This is a genomic window from Christiangramia echinicola DSM 19838, from assembly GCF_000423065.1.
In the GTDB taxonomy this organism is placed as follows: Bacteria; Bacteroidota; Bacteroidia; order Flavobacteriales; family Flavobacteriaceae; genus Christiangramia; species Christiangramia echinicola.
On sequence record NZ_AUHG01000010.1, the window covers coordinates 399,437 to 416,708 of the forward strand.

Genomic DNA, 17,272 nt, shown 5'->3' on the forward strand with positions numbered 1-17,272 from the left:
TCTTTTTTTCCTTTAGGAATTTGTTGTGTTTGTCACAAAAAAAGCCCTGAAATTACAGGGCGTTATATTAATCTAGTTGTGTTTCGAATTGTGTAAGTTTCTTGAACTCATCAAGTCTCTTGTTCACCTGGTCACCTGTAAGCGTCTGCATCCTTTCAGTTCCAAATTTTTCAACGCAAAAGGAAGCCAGGTTAGAACCATAAATAATGGCACTCTTCATATTCTCGAAAGAAACATCTCCCGTTCTGGCAAGATATCCGATAAATCCTCCAGCAAATGTATCTCCTGCTCCAGTTGGGTCAAATACTTCTTCTAAAGGAAGTGCCGGTGCAAAGAATACCTGGTCTTTATGGAATAATAAAGCTCCATGTTCTCCTTTTTTAATAACCACATATTTTGGTCCCATCTCCTCGATCTTTCTTGCTGCCTTTACAAGTGAATACTCTCCAGATAGTTGTCTTGCCTCTTCGTCATTAATTGTGATCACATCTACTCTGGCAATTACTTTCATTAGATCTTCCAGGGTATTATCCATCCAGAAGTTCATGGTGTCTAATACAACTAGTTTTGGATCTTGCACCTGGTCTAAAACGCTTAACTGCACCAAAGGGTGTAAATTACCAAGCATTATAAATTCAGAATCTTTATGAGATTCTGGAACCACAGGTTTAAAATCTGCAAGTACATTCAGTTGAGTGTCTAATGTATCTCTGGAATTAAGGTCGTTATGGTATTTTCCACTCCAGAAGAATGTTTTTCCACCTTTCACCACTTCCAGGCCTTCAATATTTATATTACTCTTGGTTAATAGATCTAGGTATTCTTCAGGGAAATCTTCACCAACAACAGAAACTACAGCACTTTCAACATCAAAATTTGAAGCAGAAAGCCCGATATAGGTAGCAGCACCACCTAGAATTTTGTCAGTTTTTCCAAAGGGAGTTTCAATAGCATCGAACGCAACGGTTCCAACAATAAGTAATTTGCTCATAATAGGTTTTAAAATGACGCTGCAAATATACAGTTTGTTTTTCAAGGTATAAACCTGAATGTGCCTCCTAAATGTTAAGCTTTATATCCTACATCTTCCGGAAGATCTTTTCCTTTAGACGCCATAACTGCTAAAGCATCACATCGCTCATTCTGTGGGTGGTCGTTATGGCCTTTTATCCATTGAAATTGAACCTGATGTTTTCTAATCTCCTTAAGAAATTCTTTCCAGAGGTCACTGTTCTTCCTGTTCACGAAGTTTTTTTTCTCCCACCCAAATATCCATTTCTTGTTGACGGCATCAGAAACATATTTAGAGTCTGTGAAGACTTTTACAGGTGTACCGGGACTTTTTAATTGTTTTAAAGCTATTATCACGGCAAGTAATTCCATTCTATTGTTGGTGGTAAACTTAAAGCCACAAGAGAATTCCTTTTTGTATGGTTTGCCTACCCATTCCATCACAATACCATAGCCACCTGGACCTGGGTTTCCTCTTGCCGCACCATCGGTGTAAATATGAACTTTTGGTGTATGCACTAATTATTTTTTTCTAATAATTTCTGAATCACTTCCGGGAAGTGTTTGTATTCTAATTCATGAATTTTACCGGCGAGGCTATCTGGAGTTTCGTTTTCCTCAATAGGCGTAGTAGCCTGAAAAATGGTTTGTCCTTCATCATATTTTTCATTTACATAATGAATTGTGATGCCACTTTCCTTTTCCTTTTCAGCAATAACCGTTTCATGGACTTTAGAGCCATACATTCCTTTACCGCCATATTTAGGTAATAAAGCAGGGTGTATATTAATGATTCTATCAGGAAATTCTCTGATGATGTTTGAAGGGAAAAGCCAAAGGAATCCAGCTAGCACAATAAGATCTGGCTCTATATCCTTTAAAATATTAAGAACATCACGGCTATTGTAAAAGGCTTCTCTATCAAATAATAGGGCTTTTACGTTAAGATCATGCGCTCTTTTAAGAGCACCCGCCGACCTTTTGTTAGAAAGTACTGCAGAGATCTCTACATTCTTGGAATTTTGGAAGAATTTTATGATATTTTCGGCATTAGTGCCAGAACCTGAAGCAAAAATTATAATCTTACTCTTTTTCGCATTCTCTTTCTCACTCAAAATAAGGTTGTTAACATTTATTAGGATGTAAAATTAAAGGCTTTAAACGAATTTTATGTAAATTACCACCACATTTTTAGAGTAAAAATCGGTTTTAAAATAAAGTTTTTTATTTTTGCCACCTAATCAAAATTAAAATAAAAAATTATGTCAGACATTGCATCAAGAGTAAAAGCTATTATCGTTGACAAATTGGGAGTTGACGAGAATGAAGTTGTAAACGAAGCCAGCTTCACCAACGACTTGGGTGCTGATTCACTAGACACAGTAGAATTAATCATGGAATTCGAAAAGGAATTTGACATTCAGATCCCAGACGATCAAGCTGAGAATATTGCTACTGTAGGTCAGGCAATTTCATATATCGAAGACGCTAAGAAATAAAACGAACACACCATATGGAGTTAAAGCGAGTAGTAGTTACAGGCCTTGGTGCCTTAACCCCAATTGGTAACAATTTAGAGGAATATTGGGATGGACTAAAGAACGGTAGAAGTGGTAGCGCGCCTATCACTTATTTTGATACCGAAAAGTTCAAAACTAAATTCGCTTGTGAACTCAAAAACTTTGATCCTCTCGAGCATTTTGATCGTAAGGAAGCCAGAAAACTTGATAGGTTCGCGCAGTATGCAATGGTATCTGCAGACGAAGCAATTCAGGATTCAGGTATAGACCTGGATACTGTAGATAAATACCGTGTAGGTGTTATCTGGGGTGCAGGGATAGGAGGTCTGGAAACATTCCAGAACGAAATGATCAATTATGCAGAAGGAGATGGATCTCCAAGATTCAATCCTTTCTTTATTCCGAAAATGATCGCTGATATTGCCCCGGGTAATATTTCTATCAAACACGGATTTATGGGAGCCAATTATACCACTGTATCGGCTTGTGCATCATCGGCTAACGCTATGATAGATGCTTTAAACAATATTCGTTTAGGCCACAGTGATGTAATTGTTTCTGGAGGATCTGAAGCAGCAGTGACTATCGCTGGAATGGGTGGTTTTAACGCAATGCATGCCCTTTCAACCAGAAATGAAAGTCCTCAAACTGCTTCGAGACCATTTGACTCAACCAGAGATGGATTTGTGCTTGGTGAAGGTGGTGGAGCGCTTATACTTGAAGAGTATGAGCATGCTAAAGCCAGAGGAGCTAAGATCTATGCCGAAGTATTAGGCGGTGGGTTATCTTCAGATGCTTATCACATGACAGCTCCTCATCCTGAAGGGGACGGGGTCGTAGCGGTTATGAAAAACTGTCTTAGGAATGCAGGTCTAAAACCAGAGGATGTTGATGCTATCAATACTCATGGGACCTCAACACCTCTAGGAGATGTTGCAGAGTTAAAGGCTATTTCTAAGGTTTTTGGTGAACATGCGAAGAATATTAATATTAACTCGACAAAATCGATGACAGGTCACTTACTTGGTGCTGCCGGAGCGATAGAAGCAATTGCTGCTATCTTATCTATGAAGCATGGTTTAGTGCCACCAACGATTAATCATGAGAATATTGATGAAAACATCGATCCGGAACTTAATCTAACATTGAACAAAGCTCAAAAGAGAGATGTTAATGTGGTGATGAGCAATACATTCGGTTTTGGAGGACACAATGCTTGCGTGGTGTTTAAAAAACTTGACGAATAACTAATGAGCGTTATTCGTAACATATTAAATTCCCGTTCTTCACAAGGCGGGAATTTTTTTAATATACTTACCCAAATACTCGGATTTAAACCAAAATCCATTACTCACTATAAAAAAGCTTTTACCCACAGATCTTTGAACCGAAAGGATGAAGAGGGGAATGCCATAAACTTTGAGCGTATGGAGTTTCTGGGGGATGCTATGCTGAGTGCTGTAGTTGCTTCGCATCTATTTAAAGCTGTTCCTGGAGGGAATGAAGGCTATTTAACTAAGATGAGGTCTAAAGTGGTAAGTAGAAAGCACTTGAATGAGCTTGGTAAAGACCTTGGTCTCATCAAACATGTGCAAACCAATATCCCGAAAGATCAATTTGGGGTGAATATTCATGGAAATTTATTCGAAGCCCTGGTAGGTGCGATTTATCTTGATAGAGGTTATAAATATTGCAAGCGCTTCATCTATGAGAGGGTAATAGATCCATACGTGGATATTGAGCAGCTGGAAGGAAAAGTGATAAGCTACAAGAGTTTGTTGATAGAATGGTGCCAGAAAGAAAAAAAGGAATTCGATTTCGAGGTATATGAAGATACTGGTAACGACGAGCTAAAACATTTCGCTGTAAAGTTGAGGATTAATCAACGGGTTGTGGCTAAAGCCAGAGCCACTTCAAAAAAGAAAGCTGAAGAAAAAGCTTCTAAGAGAGCCTACTATGCCCTTCAAAATAAAATCGAGTAATTTTTAACGAATTACTGTAAACTATAACGTTTTCGTAAAAAATTATGAATTTTAAGGCCTTATAATCTTCATTTTATTAATCAAATAGTATCTTTAACCTTAAAGTAAATGTTTATGCAATCGCATAAAATGCTTCTGGAAGTTGAAGATGAATATTTTTATTTGATCGCCATTTATTCTTCATTAGAGGGATATAAGATGGCGTATTTTATAAATAAGCATCTTAAAATTAAACTTGAAAGAGAGCGAAGAGATATAGACTTTAATCATGCAGAGTATGCCGCTCTTTATGAATTATATTCTCAAAAAGACCCGAATTCTTCCTATAGTATAGACCTTGTTTCTAATAAATTCAAGGGTAAACCCAAGAAGATCCTAAGTTCAGGATCCCTTTTTGAGGAGGAAGAATTAAGTCCGCAGGAAGTAAATCTTATTCCTGAATATAATAAAGTGGACTATTTTCTTAGAATGAGCGAAGAGATTCATCCTAAGGAATTTACGAGAATGCTTAGTAAGATCGGGCAAATTCCAGGTGTACAGGCAGCTTATGCAATTGATGTAGATAATTTAAAATCCAAACAAAATCTAATTTTCGAATAATGCCTACCAACAAGAAAACAAAAATAGTCGCTACACTGGGCCCTGCAACCAGTAGTAAAGATGTATTAAGAAAAATGCTGCAGGAAGGTGTAAATGTTTTTCGTATTAATTTTTCCCATGCAGATTATGAAGATGTAAAGGTAAGGATTAAGATGATCCGTGAATTAAACGAAGAGGAAGGTTTTAATGCGGCGATTCTTGGTGACCTTCAGGGCCCTAAGCTTAGGGTAGGTGTGATGAAGGAAGAAGTAGTTGTAAATGAAGGAGACCAGATCGTTTTTGCAACGGGAGAAGAATTTAAAGGAACTGCAGAAAGAGTTTACATGAATTATGATTCTTTTCCAAGAGACGTAAAGGCAGGGGAAAGAATTCTATTAGATGATGGTAAGCTTATCTTTGAAGTGGTTAGCACAAATAAGAAGAATGAAGTAAAAACCAAAGTTATCCAGGGCGGTCCTCTTAAATCTAAGAAGGGGGTAAATCTGCCAAATACAAATATCTCTTTGCCAGCCCTTACAGAAAAAGATGTTAAGGATGCCATTTTTGCCTGTGAAATAGGAGTTGACTGGATGGCGCTTTCTTTCGTGAGACATGCTGAAGATCTTATCGAACTTCAGAATCTTATAAAAGAACATACAGAATATAAGATCCCGATCATCGCGAAAATTGAGAAGCCTGAAGGAGTTGCTAATATTGATAAGATCGTAGCATATTGTGACGGGCTTATGGTTGCTCGTGGAGATCTTGGAGTTGAAATTCCAGCTCAGGAAGTTCCGTTGATCCAGAAAAAACTGGTGTTAACTGCTAAAAAAGCAAGGATTCCCGTGATCATCGCTACTCAAATGATGGAAACCATGATCACGAGCCTTACTCCAACAAGAGCTGAGGTGAACGATGTGGCAAACTCTGTTATGGATGGCGCAGATGCGGTGATGTTAAGTGGAGAAACTTCAGTTGGGCAGTATCCGGTGCAGGTTATTCAGAAAATGGCTCAGATACTTCACAGCGTGGAAAACTCGCCATTGATTAAGGTGCCACATGAGCCGCCTCATGTAAGAACAAAAAGATATATCACAAAAGCGGTTTGTTATCATGCTGCGCATATGGCCAATGAGATAAAGGCGAAAGCTATTTGTACATTGACCAATAGTGGATATACGGCATTTCAGATCTCTGCATGGAGACCGGAAGCGCATATCCTCGTATTTACATCTAATCGAAGAATACTGAACCAATTGAGTTTGCTTTGGGGAGTAAAAGCATTTTACTATGATAAATTTGTAAGTACAGATGAGACCATAGATGATATAAATGATATAGCCAAAAAATACAAATTCGTTGAAGTAGGTGATTTTACAATCAACCTTGCGGCGATGCCAATCACCGAAAAAGGTATGGTGAATACATTAAGAGTTTCAGAAATATAATAGAACTTACTTATTATAACTTAGAACCGGAAATTTATTGAAAGATAGGTTTCCGGTTTTTTTAATAATGATAATAACTGAAGTATTTACGTGATCTTCCCGAACCAGGATATTTAAAACCTGAATTTTAACTGTACAGAGATCTCTTTATCTATTTCTTTAGCATCTCCCTTATCTGTATTTAAATTTGATAAACTAATCCCAAGTAATCTTACTGAATCTTTCATTTTCTCCTGGTATAATAGATCTTTAGCGATCTCCAGGATCAATTCTTTATTCGATATATAGTAGTTGATCGTTTTACTTCGGGTTTGAAGGGTAAAATCACTGTATTTTATCTTTAGCGTGATCGTTTTCCCGGCTACTTTACTTTTTTCCAGGCGTCGCTCTATTTCTTCAGCAATGTTTTCCAGGCGCTCCAGCATAAAAATTTCAGATGAAATATTTTCATTGAAAGTCCTTTCGGCACCAAGAGATTTTCTAATTCGGTGAGGCTTTACTTCACTGTTATGGATTCCGCGAACTACATTATAGAAATGGGAACCACTTTTTCCGAAGTGCTCTGAGAGATATTCTTCGGTCTTTGCTTTAAGATCTTTTCCATTGAAAATACCTAAACGGTACATCTTTTCAGCGGTAACTTTGCCCACTCCGTAAAACTTTCTAATATCCAGTTCCTCCAGAAATTCGAGGACTTCTTCGGGTGGTACAGTTTTTTGCCCATTTGGTTTATTTACATCACTGGCTACCTTTGCGATGAACTTATTTATAGAAATTCCTGCGGAAGCGTTTAAACCAGTCTTTTCTTTTATCCTGTTTCTAATTCGTTTAGCAATGAGAGTGGCACTGGGTAGTCCCTTTTTATTTTCGGTAACATCTAAATAAGCTTCATCGAGTGAAAGGGGTTCAACGAGGTCTGTGTATTCAAAAAAAACTTCTCTAATTTGCTGAGATATCTCTTTATACCTTTCAAAACGTGGCTTTACAAATATAAGATCGGGACAATTACGTTTCGCAATCACACTGCTCATAGCGCTGCGAATTCCATATTTTCTGGCCTCATAACTGGCGGTACTCACAACTCCTCGTTGAGAACTACCACCAACGGCTACCGGCTTTCCTCTTAGGTCTGGATTATCCAGCTGTTCTACCGAAGCATAAAAGGCATCCATGTCTATATGGATAATTTTGCGAAGTCTTTCCACGTGGTAAATTTAATGAAACTTCCATTGGTCTCTTAGAGTTGCGGGAAATAGTCAGTTTTAGATTTTATTGGTAGATCATAGAATAAGAACTCAATTCATATAGAATCAATTTAGAAACATAACACTTACCTTTGAAGGAGTACTTAACAAAATATGGAGCAAAAATCAGCAATAATACTGGGAGCCACAGGATTAACAGGAAGTATTCTACTAAACCGGCTTGTGGATGACGATCGATATCGTAAGGTCAAGGTCTTTTCCAGGAATCATGTTAGACGGAAACATGAGAAAATTGAAGAATACCTGATAGATCTATTTGAGCTTGAACAATTTGGTGAATTATTTAAGGCAGATGAAGTTTTTTGTTGTATTGGCAGTACCCAGAAGAAAACTCCTGATAATGATACGTACAGGATGGTAGATTTCGGGATTCCGGCGACGGCAGCAAAACTTTCAAAGCATAATAAAATTGAAACTTTCCAGGTGATCTCTGCCATGGGAGCCGATGAAGATAGCCGTATTTTTTATAACAGGATCAAGGGAGAAATGGAAGGTGCGGTAATGGATCAAAAAATTAAGAACACATATATTCTAAGACCTTCCTTAATTGGTGGGAATAGAGATGAAAACCGACCATTCGAATTTATCTGGAAAAAGATCATGAATTTTGGAGATCATTTGTTGGTTGGAAAGCTAAAAAAATACCGATCTATACATCCCGAAACGATCGTAGATGCCATGGTATTTCTGGCTAATAATGAATATAAAAGCGGAAAGATCCAGAACGATGAGATCAAAACCATAGCGACTAAAGAAACAGGGAATTATGACTGAAATTGAAAGAAAGTTTTTGGTAAACTCCAATGATTTTAAGGAAGAAGCGTCAAAAAAAACATTGTTTATACAGGCATATTTAAATACTCATCCTGAAAGAACCATCAGGATACGAATATCAGACGATAGGGGCTATATGACCATTAAAGGGAAGTCTTCTAAAAATGGATTGAGTAGATATGAATGGGAAAAAGAAATTCCGTTGGATGAAGCCCAGGAACTCTTAGAGCTATGTGAGCCAGGGAAGATCGAAAAATACCGGTATCATGTGAATGTTGGAGATCATATGTACGAAGTTGATGAATTTCTCGGAGATAATCAGGGTTTGGTGCTGGCTGAGGTTGAACTGCAGGATGAAGAAGAAGAATTTAAAAGACCAGATTGGCTGGGTAAGGAAGTCACCGGGATTTTAGATTACTATAATTCAAAATTAATTACGAAACCATATAAAAACTGGAATTAATGAAACGAGTATTATTTATTCTTGCTTGCGGCTTGATGATAAGCTGTGGCGATTCTGATAAAAAGAAATCAGCAGAAACTTCAGATGTATCTGAAATTAAGAAAGATTCTGTGGAGTCTCCAGATGTTGCTACTATAGAAGAAGATCTAAAAAAGAAAGGCTATCAAACTTTTAGTTATAAAGCTGGGGATACCACCTATTTAATGCAACAATATTATATGGTATTTTTAAAATCTGGAGCTACACGAAGTCAGGATTCAACTGAAGTTGCTGAATTGCAAAAGAAACATATGGAGCATCTCACCTGGCTATATGAGGAAGGGTATACCAGCCTAACCGGGCCAATGGGAGATGATGGGGACCTGCGTGGAATTGTAGTTTTTAATACTGCAACCCAGAAGGAGGCAGATAGTCTTGCTAATTTAGACCCAATGGTGAAGGCCGGCAGATTAAAGGTTGAAGTTCACCCATGGTGGGTTGCCAAAGGAGGAAAACTAAAATAGAACAATATGATATCGGCCAATGTTTTACCAGATTTGAAGTATGTGGGCAATGAAAAGAAAAAGCTCACTTTGCACCTTTACTTTCAGATCATGGGGAAGATCAGGATGTGCTTTGTTCCAAGAAAAAATCATTGGTGGTATATAACTCTTTATGTAAATGAAAAAGGTTTTACTACGGGACCAATCCCGATAGATAATGATTATGAATCCTTTTCACTTACCTTGAATATACTCGAAAACAAACTCGATATCTTCAAAAGCACCGGGGAAATTCGGTCGTTCCGTCTGGAGAAAAATTTAAGTGTTGGAGATTTCTATAATTATCTAATTAGTATTTTAAAGGAACTGGATATCGATGTGAAGATCAACGGAAAACCCTATGATCTTAATATTGACAAAAGGTTTTCAGAAATTGAGGAGATACATCATTATAGTAAAAAATACGCAACTACTTACTGGAAGACTTTTTTATGGGTGGATTCAGTATTTAAAGAATTCAGCGGTAGATTTTATGGTAAAACCTGTCCGGTGCATTTATACTGGCATTCCATGGATCTTGCTGTCACGCGTTTTTCAGGAAAACAAGCACCGCCAATGTCTAAGGATGCAAGAATTTCAGACAAGGATGCTTATAGCCATGAATGTATAAGTTTTGGATTCTGGGCTGGTGATGATAAGGTTCAGGAACCCGCATTTTATTCATATACCTATCCTTCCCCTGAGGATCTTGAAGAACAATCCCTGGAACCTCAGGATGCGAATTGGGTAATGAACAATGGTGTTCCAATGGCTATCCTAACTTACTCTGATTTAAAGGAATTTGATAATCCAAAAAAAGTTTTGCTGGAATTCCTGGAAAGTGCCTATGTGGCTGGGGCAGACTTAGCTGGATGGAATATGGAAGAATTCAAAGTTCCGCCTTTAAAAGATCTTTGATCAGGCTGAGGTGATCTTTTGCTTGATCTCTTCTTTAGATAAGACTCCAGATTGTCGCCATAGTTGCTCACCGTTCTTAAACAATATCATTGTAGGAACTCCTCTCACCTGATATTTCGTTGCTAAGGGCTGATTTTTATCCACGTCTATTTTTACGATTTTCACCTTATCGCCAAGTTCTTCTTTCACCTCCTTAAGAATTGGCCCCAACATTTTACATGGCCCACACCAATCTGCATGAAAGTCTATCAAGACAGGGGTTTCACTCTTAATAATATCACTAAAACTACTTTTCATAAGTTCAATATTTAGAAATAAAGATAACAATTAGGTGCAAGGTTTATATTTAAGGAGGGGTTAAAAAAATGATCTCTAACCCAAAAGTCAGAGGTCACATTCAACCAACAACTAACAATATAAAATCTTGAATTATTTCCAACCGCCGCCCAGGGCTTCATAAAGATCAACCACTGCTTTTAATTGATTAAATCTGGCATTAGATAGGTCTAAACTGGAATTCAAAGCATTCTCCCTAGCCGTTAATACTTCCAGGTAATTAGCTAGCCCGTTAAGCAATAATTCTTCTGAATAGTTGGTAGCAAGATTATAAGCTTCAAATTCTTTCTGTTTCACTTCTATTTTCTGGGTAGCAGCATCATATGAATATAGTGCATCTGAAACTTCCTTACTTGCGGTCAGGATCGTTCTTCTAAACTCCAGTCTTGCCTGTTCCTGCTGTGCTTCAGAAACTTCAAATTCGGTTCTTATTCTACGTCCGTTCAGAATTGGTTGAGCCAGTCCACCAATTACTGTAGCAAACAAAGAATTTACGCTAAATAGATCTTCCGCTTCCAGCGCCTGAAGTCCACCAGTGGCCGAAAGAGTAAGCGATGGATAAAAGTTACCTCTGGCAACATTGGTAAGTTCAAAGGCATTCATCAGTTCATATTCCGCAGCAATAACGTCCGGCCTGTTTCGCAATAGCTGAACAGGAACTCCTGTATTTAATTCTGTGGTGATCTCCTGCTCGTCAAGATTTGTACGTTCAATTTGCATTGGCGCCTGGCCCATTAGAATAGATAAAGTATTCTCCAGTAGCCTTTCTTCGTTCTTAAGATCTATCAGAATTCCTTTAGCTGTATAATATTGCGCCTCGGTCTGCTTTACCCCAACTTCCGTAAGATTACCTGCTTCTTTCAATGCTTTAGTTGCATCAAGGCTTTTCTCCCGGGTGTTCACTGTTTCTTCAGTAATTCTTATCTGTTCATCTAAAGCAAGCAATTGATAATAAGTAGATGCTATGGAAGCAATAAGCCTGGTCTTAACGGCCTGGTGAGCGGCAATAGTTTGTAAATAACTGGCGTCGAAAGCTCGTTTCTGACTTCTGATCTTTCCCCAGATATCGGCTTCCCAGGAAAGATCTGCACTTAACTGGTACTGATTTACTGAACTGAACAAGGAACCAAACTGACTGTTTTCAGATAATTCCTGATGTGTAAAAGTGGCATCGCCATTCAGCGTAGGCAGGTATCCTGCTTTACCCTGTTTTACGTAAGCATCTGCAGCAATGATCTGTTGCAGGGCGATCCTTATATCAATATTATTCTCCAGGCCGGACTCTATATATTCCTGTAAAACCGGATCGGTAAACATTTCTCTCCAGGAAACATTTGCCATATTCAAAGTATCCTGTTCAATATTATCTGTCCTGTAATTCTCTTCTTTTACAACCTTAGGCTGCTCATAGTCTTTGGCAACAAAGCAGGATTGAAGGCTGATAATCGCGAAACCCGCAACCAATATTTTCAGATTTGATAATAACTTCATTTTCTTCAATTTCCTGAATTAATTAATCGTTTTGAACGGCTTCCGGTTTTTTTTCAATTTTTTCCTGTAACCACTGAAAGATTATGAATAGCACCGGAATCACAAATACCCCGAAAACAGTTCCAATCAATAATCCTCCGGCAGCTCCTGTACCTATAGACCTATTACCTTCTGCACCAACTCCGCTGGCAAGGACAAGTGGCATTAGTCCCAGGATAAAGGCAAAAGAGGTCATTAAAATCGGTCTTAGCCTGACTTTGGCTCCATCAATGGCGGCTTCGGTAATTGATAAGCCTTCGTATCGTCTTTGCCGGGCGAATTCAACTATCAAGATGGCATTTTTTGCCAGTAATCCTATTAGCATGATCAGGGCGATCTGGAAATAGATGTTATTCTGATTATCGGTTAGCCAGGTTGCCAGGTAAGCACCCGCAACTCCTATTGGCAGCGATAATATTACCGAAAATGGTAATAAATAGCTTTCATATTGTGCAGCCAGAAGAAAATACACGAAAACAATGCTCAGCATAAAAATAATTCCGGCCTGTCCCGCGGAAGCAATTTCCTCACGGGTTAATCCGGAAAAAGCTACATCATATCCATTTGGAAGTACATCTTCAGCGGTCCTATTGATAGCGTCGATGGTTCCTCCCGAGCTGTAACCTTTAGTCGCAGTACCATTAATAGCCACGGCATTAAAAAGGTTAAACCTACTAATTGTTTGTGGCCCATAAATCCTGTTAAGGCTTACATATTGCGATACCGGCGACATTTCACCATTGGATGTTCTAACGTACATACTGTTCAGACTTTCCTTTGAAATTCTATCGTCTGGTAAGGATTGTACGAATACTCGGTATTGTTTTCCGAAGCGACTAAAGTTAGCCGTGTAGATTCCTCCAACATATCCCTGTAAAACAGATAGAATATCATTCACTCCAACCCCGGCCTGTTTAGCCTTAGCCGTATTAATGTCTATACGTAATTGTGGATAATTTGTGCTGAATGGATTAGAGGCATAGGCCACTTCCGGTTGCTGAATGAGATTGTTCACGAAATTGTTCGCTGTCTCATCAAGATCTTCTAAACTACCTGCTTCCCGATCCAGAAGCTGCATTTCAAACCCATCTGCACTACCAAATCCAGGAACTGAAGGTGGTGTAAAGTAAATGATCTTTGCATCACTGATGCTGCCTGACTTTTTATTAAGTTCCGCAATGATATTATCAATATTGGTCTCCTCGGTTTCTCTGTTTTCCCAGTCTTCCAGGATAATAAAGCCCATAAAGTTTGAACTACCTGCTCCCGAGAAAAAGTTCCTACCTGCGATCACTGTGGCGGTCCTGATCCCTTCTACGGAAGTCATTTGCTCATAAAGATCCTGTGTGGTTTCAAAAGATCTGTCTAAGGATGATCCCGGAGGTAGTTCACCGTTTACAAAGATCACCCCACGATCTTCTGTAGGTACGAATCCTGATGGAATGGTTTTATTAATAAGGAAAATAGCTGCTACTGCAATGGCCAGAATCCCGAAACTTATCCATTTATATTTGGTTAGAAAACCAAGTGACCTAACGTATTTAGCTTTAGTTGCTTCGAAAGCTGCATCAAAAGCCGAATAAAACTTTTGTAATAGATTTTTCTTCTTCTCCTCCTTTTCCTTCTTCGGTTTTAAGAAAATGGCGCATAATGCCGGGCTCAGTGTTAAGGCATTTACGGCTGAAATAAGTATAGCAATTATCAGCGTAACCCCGAATTGTTCATAGAATACACCTGAGGGACCCTGAATAAAGGTAATTGGGATAAATACAGCAGCCATAACCAGTGTGATGGAAACGATTGCTCCTGCAATTTCATTCATGGCTGATACTGATGCCTTTTTTGGATTCTTTTCTCCGCCTTCGAGTTTTGCATGAACGGCTTCTACAACCACAATTGCATCATCCACCACGATACCAATCGCCAGAACCAGGGCAAAAAGTGTAAGCAGGTTGATTGAGTATCCCAAAAGGTTCAGGAAAAAGAAGGTACCAATGATCGAAACCGGAACAGCAATCGCCGGGATCAAAGTAGATTTAAGATCCTGTAGGAATATAAATACTACCAGGAAAACAAGTAGAAAGGCTTCAATAAGGGTGGTCTGTACTTTTGAGATCGATGCGGTAAGGAATTTATTGGTATCGTAGTTAACAATGTAATCCACGCCTTCCGGAAATTCCGTTTTCATTTCATCCAGTTTATCGTAGATTTCTTCAATAATCTCCTGGGCATTAGAACCCGGTGTTTGAAAAATTCCGAAACTCAGGGCTGGATATCCCTTAGATTTTGATAAGGAAGAATAAGATTGTGCTCCAAGTTCAACCGTTCCTACGTCTTTTAATCTTAATAGGTCTCCATTTTCCTGGGCTTTGATTATAACATCGGCGTATTCTTCAACCGTTTTATATCTACCTCCATAGGTAAGTACATATTCAAAAGATTCACCGGCATTCTGTCCTAACGAACCGGAAGCCGCTTCAAGACTCTGTTCACCTATAGCAGCAGTCACATCTGCGGGTACAAGTCCGTAATTTGCCATTTTAGCCGGGTCAAGCCAGATCCTCATGGCATAATCCTTTCCTCCAAAAACGGTGACATCACCAACCCCGTTAATCCTTTGTAATTCCGGTTTTACATTGATATTAAGGTAATTCTGAAGAAAGGTATCGTCAAAATCTGGATTGGTAGAATAGATCCCGGCATATAATAAGGCCGAATTCTGTGCCTTGGTCGTGATAACCCCAGAGCGGATAACTTCAGAAGGCAGAACCGCATTCGCCCTGGCCACCCTGTTCTGTACGTTCACTGCGGCAATATCGGGGTCGTAACCCTGTTCAAAGAATACCTGAATGTTTGCGGTTCCATTATTACTAGCTGTAGAGGTGATATATTTCATTCCCTCTACACCGTTTATTTGTTCTTCGATAGGAATGATCACACTCTCTACGATGGTTTCCGCATTCGCCCCGGGATATGATGCATTAACCTGAACCGTTGGAGGAGCAATATCTGGATATTGTGTCACCGGAAGTTGAGATAATCCTAAAATTCCCAGGATCACGATAATAATCGAAATTACAGTAGAAAGTACCGGCCGGTCTATAAATGTCTTTAGCATAATCTCTTATTTGAAAACCTGGTCAAAAGAATCTAGGATACTATCCATGCTTACTTTATTCGGACTTATTTTCATTCCAGGCCTAACCTTTCCTGTTCCTTTAGCCAGTATCAATTCACCAGCTTCAACTCCATCTTCCTCTTTTACTACATAGAGATTCTTTATTTCACTTAGAATATCGATGGAACTGGAAGTAAGCGTGTCGGCTTTAATTTTGTATACAAAGGTTTGTCCTTGTCTTTCGTAAGTGGAAAGGCTGGGCACTACAATCGCATTTTCATAAGTTTTTGGAATTTTAACGGTTCCGCTACTACCATTTCTAAGCAATCCGTTATTCTTGAATTTTGCCCTGAATGAAACCGTTCCTGTCTGTTCATCAATATTTCCCGAAATCGTTTCTATCTTACCCTTGTTTTCATATTCTCTAGAATTGGCCATAATAAGCTGGATCCCCGGAGTATTTCCGATCTTTTCTGAAGTGGTTTTTCCTTCAGCATCGCTCATAAAATCCAGAAAATCCTTCTCGTTCATGGAAAAGATAGCATACACATTTTCTATCGAAGAAACATTTGTGATAGGCATTTGATCCTGCGGACTCACTAAAGATCCGTTTCTAAAATTGATCTTTCCAACCACACCGTCTACAGGACTTTTTATATTGGCATAGCCAATATTCGCAGCAATACTGTTATATGTACTTTTAGCCTGTTCCAGCTTAGCCTTTGCTGTTTCAATTTGAACCTGGCTAATAATTTCTTTCTCAACCAGTGGTTTTAGTTTGTCTACCTCAACCTGGGCGGCATTTACATTTGCCTTTGCGGCCTGGGCATCCTGGTTAAGAGATTTGGTTTCTAGTTTGAACAATAATTGTCCTTTCTTCACATTTTCTCCTTCTTCTACTAAAACATCTGTAATATAGCCTGAAACCTTAGCGCGAACTGCACTATTTACAGAACCCTCTATGGTCGCGGGATAAGAATTGAAGGCAGTTACAGTTTTCCTTGATACTTCAATAACCGGATAAGAAGGGGGTGGGGCCAAACTTCCAGCTGCTTCCGCTTTTGAATCAGTATTACCGCAGGACGAAAGCGCCGCAAAGCCTACAATAGCAATTCCAATTAAAAAGATTTTTTTCTTCTTCATAGCAATCTTTTAAGGTTGTGTATTTTCATGTTCAGATACTTTCTGAATTGAATTTTCCAGATTTTCCTTTTGAGCAAACAGATAATTTCTAAACATCTTCGGGATATGCCCGTCTTTCTCAAATTTTTCTGAATTATAGGTAGAGTTGAATTTGATGATCTTATCTACCATTTTGATCTCTTCAGAAATATTTTCCAGATATTCTTTAAGGGTATTCTTTAAATAGGTTTTGCTCGCCCTGAAATATCTCTTACGATCACCTGTTTTAGTAAAATAGTCCACTTTTTTGGTCTGCATAAGCAGATTTAGCTGGGTAGAAACCGAACTTTTACTGGCATCTGTGATCTGCTTTATCTCATCGAAGGTGTGTCCTTCATTCGGTGAAAGAATCATGATCGCGTAAATACGGGCAGCCAGAGGCGCCAAATTCTGATTCTTTTCAAAATGAAGCCCTAATTCCTCAATTAATTTTTGTTTCTCTGGTGAGCAACAGTCCATTTAATTCATTTTTTAGAATGAGGCTACAAAAATAAGGTTGGTTCGGAATTAACCGAACTAAAAAAACCTTAAATTATAGTTAAACTTGCTTTAGATCGATTTGAGGATAGAAATGGTTTATTCCTATTTATTCTAATGGATATTCAGGTTAGATTTAATTAATAAC

The 17,272-nt window shown here is 38.6% G+C and carries 18 protein-coding genes; 9 read left to right on the forward strand and 9 right to left on the reverse strand.

The genetic code is table 11. The annotated features are described in order from the left end of the window. Positions 1-67: 67 nt before the first annotated feature. From G530_RS0102245 to purN, 3 genes are all read right to left on the reverse strand, one after another. Positions 68-991: a PfkB family carbohydrate kinase gene (locus G530_RS0102245; RefSeq protein ID WP_026932979.1), complete on the reverse strand. Its 924-nt coding sequence runs from the start codon at positions 989-991 to the stop codon at positions 68-70. Positions 992-1,065: 74 nt separating this feature from the next. Beyond that, positions 1,066-1,530: a ribonuclease HI gene (gene rnhA / locus G530_RS0102250; RefSeq protein ID WP_026932980.1), complete on the reverse strand. Its 465-nt coding sequence runs from the start codon at positions 1,528-1,530 to the stop codon at positions 1,066-1,068. Beyond that, complete coding sequence (gene purN / locus G530_RS0102255) at positions 1,530-2,126, reverse strand: phosphoribosylglycinamide formyltransferase (RefSeq protein WP_026932981.1); 597 nt, start codon at positions 2,124-2,126, stop codon at positions 1,530-1,532. Before purN ends, rnhA begins: the two co-directional genes overlap by 1 nt. A gap of 147 nt (positions 2,127-2,273) precedes the next feature. Here purN and G530_RS0102260 point away from each other — a divergent pair, with 147 nt between their 5' ends. From G530_RS0102260 to pyk, 5 genes are all read left to right on the forward strand, one after another. Further along, the gene (locus tag G530_RS0102260; RefSeq protein WP_013069791.1) at positions 2,274-2,510 is read left to right on the forward strand and encodes an acyl carrier protein; all 237 of its coding nucleotides are present in this window, start codon (positions 2,274-2,276) and stop codon (positions 2,508-2,510) included. 14 nt (positions 2,511-2,524) lie between these two features. Next, positions 2,525-3,778, forward strand: a complete 1,254-nt coding sequence (fabF, locus tag G530_RS0102265; RefSeq protein ID WP_026932982.1) for a beta-ketoacyl-ACP synthase II — start codon at positions 2,525-2,527, stop codon at positions 3,776-3,778. 3 nt (positions 3,779-3,781) lie between these two features. Further along, positions 3,782-4,513 (forward strand): ribonuclease III, encoded by a 732-nt coding sequence (gene rnc, locus G530_RS0102270; protein ID WP_026932983.1) that lies wholly within the window; start codon positions 3,782-3,784, stop codon positions 4,511-4,513. A 114-nt stretch (positions 4,514-4,627) separates the two neighbouring features. After that, positions 4,628-5,113, forward strand: a complete 486-nt coding sequence (locus G530_RS0102275; protein ID WP_026932984.1) for an IPExxxVDY family protein — start codon at positions 4,628-4,630, stop codon at positions 5,111-5,113. Next, entirely contained in the window at positions 5,113-6,540 is a 1,428-nt protein-coding gene (gene pyk, locus G530_RS0102280; RefSeq protein ID WP_026932985.1) for a pyruvate kinase, read from the forward strand. Before G530_RS0102275 ends, pyk begins: the two co-directional genes overlap by 1 nt. A gap of 113 nt (positions 6,541-6,653) precedes the next feature. Here the strand turns inward: pyk and dinB are convergent, their stop codons facing one another. After that, positions 6,654-7,745: a DNA polymerase IV gene (gene dinB / locus G530_RS0102285; protein ID WP_026932986.1), complete on the reverse strand. Its 1,092-nt coding sequence runs from the start codon at positions 7,743-7,745 to the stop codon at positions 6,654-6,656. 153 nt (positions 7,746-7,898) lie between these two features. On the opposite strand from dinB, the gene G530_RS0102290 reads away from it, so the two are divergent. Genes G530_RS0102290 through G530_RS0102305 form a run of 4 tightly spaced genes read left to right on the forward strand, consistent with a single transcriptional unit; the run spans position 7,899 to position 10,481 of the window. Next, complete coding sequence (locus tag G530_RS0102290; RefSeq protein WP_026932987.1) at positions 7,899-8,579, forward strand: NAD(P)H-binding protein; 681 nt, start codon at positions 7,899-7,901, stop codon at positions 8,577-8,579. After that, positions 8,572-9,042, forward strand: a complete 471-nt coding sequence (locus G530_RS0102295; RefSeq protein ID WP_026932988.1) for a CYTH domain-containing protein — start codon at positions 8,572-8,574, stop codon at positions 9,040-9,042. Before G530_RS0102290 ends, G530_RS0102295 begins: the two co-directional genes overlap by 8 nt. Continuing rightward, on the forward strand, positions 9,042-9,545 hold the full coding sequence (locus G530_RS0102300; RefSeq protein WP_026932989.1) for a YciI family protein: 504 nt from the start codon (positions 9,042-9,044) through the stop codon (positions 9,543-9,545). Before G530_RS0102295 ends, G530_RS0102300 begins: the two co-directional genes overlap by 1 nt. A gap of 6 nt (positions 9,546-9,551) precedes the next feature. Next, positions 9,552-10,481 (forward strand): DUF5996 family protein, encoded by a 930-nt coding sequence (locus G530_RS0102305; protein WP_026932990.1) that lies wholly within the window; start codon positions 9,552-9,554, stop codon positions 10,479-10,481. Here the strand turns inward: G530_RS0102305 and trxA are convergent, their stop codons facing one another. The 5 genes from trxA to G530_RS0102330 all read right to left on the reverse strand — a co-directional run bounded on the left by trxA (position 10,482) and on the right by G530_RS0102330 (position 17,106). Then, positions 10,482-10,778: a thioredoxin gene (gene trxA, locus G530_RS0102310; protein ID WP_026932991.1), complete on the reverse strand. Its 297-nt coding sequence runs from the start codon at positions 10,776-10,778 to the stop codon at positions 10,482-10,484. Between the two features lie 132 nt (positions 10,779-10,910). Further along, on the reverse strand, positions 10,911-12,308 hold the full coding sequence (locus tag G530_RS0102315) for an efflux transporter outer membrane subunit (protein ID WP_026932992.1): 1,398 nt from the start codon (positions 12,306-12,308) through the stop codon (positions 10,911-10,913). 22 nt (positions 12,309-12,330) lie between these two features. Beyond that, positions 12,331-15,465, reverse strand: coding sequence for an efflux RND transporter permease subunit (locus G530_RS0102320; RefSeq protein ID WP_026932993.1), 3,135 nt, complete (start codon positions 15,463-15,465; stop codon positions 12,331-12,333). A 6-nt stretch (positions 15,466-15,471) separates the two neighbouring features. Further along, positions 15,472-16,608 (reverse strand): efflux RND transporter periplasmic adaptor subunit, encoded by a 1,137-nt coding sequence (locus G530_RS0102325; RefSeq protein ID WP_026932994.1) that lies wholly within the window; start codon positions 16,606-16,608, stop codon positions 15,472-15,474. Positions 16,609-16,617: 9 nt separating this feature from the next. Next, a complete protein-coding gene (locus G530_RS0102330; protein WP_026932995.1) occupies positions 16,618-17,106 on the reverse strand; it encodes a GbsR/MarR family transcriptional regulator in 489 nt (162 codons plus the stop codon). Positions 17,107-17,272 lie beyond the last annotated feature (166 nt).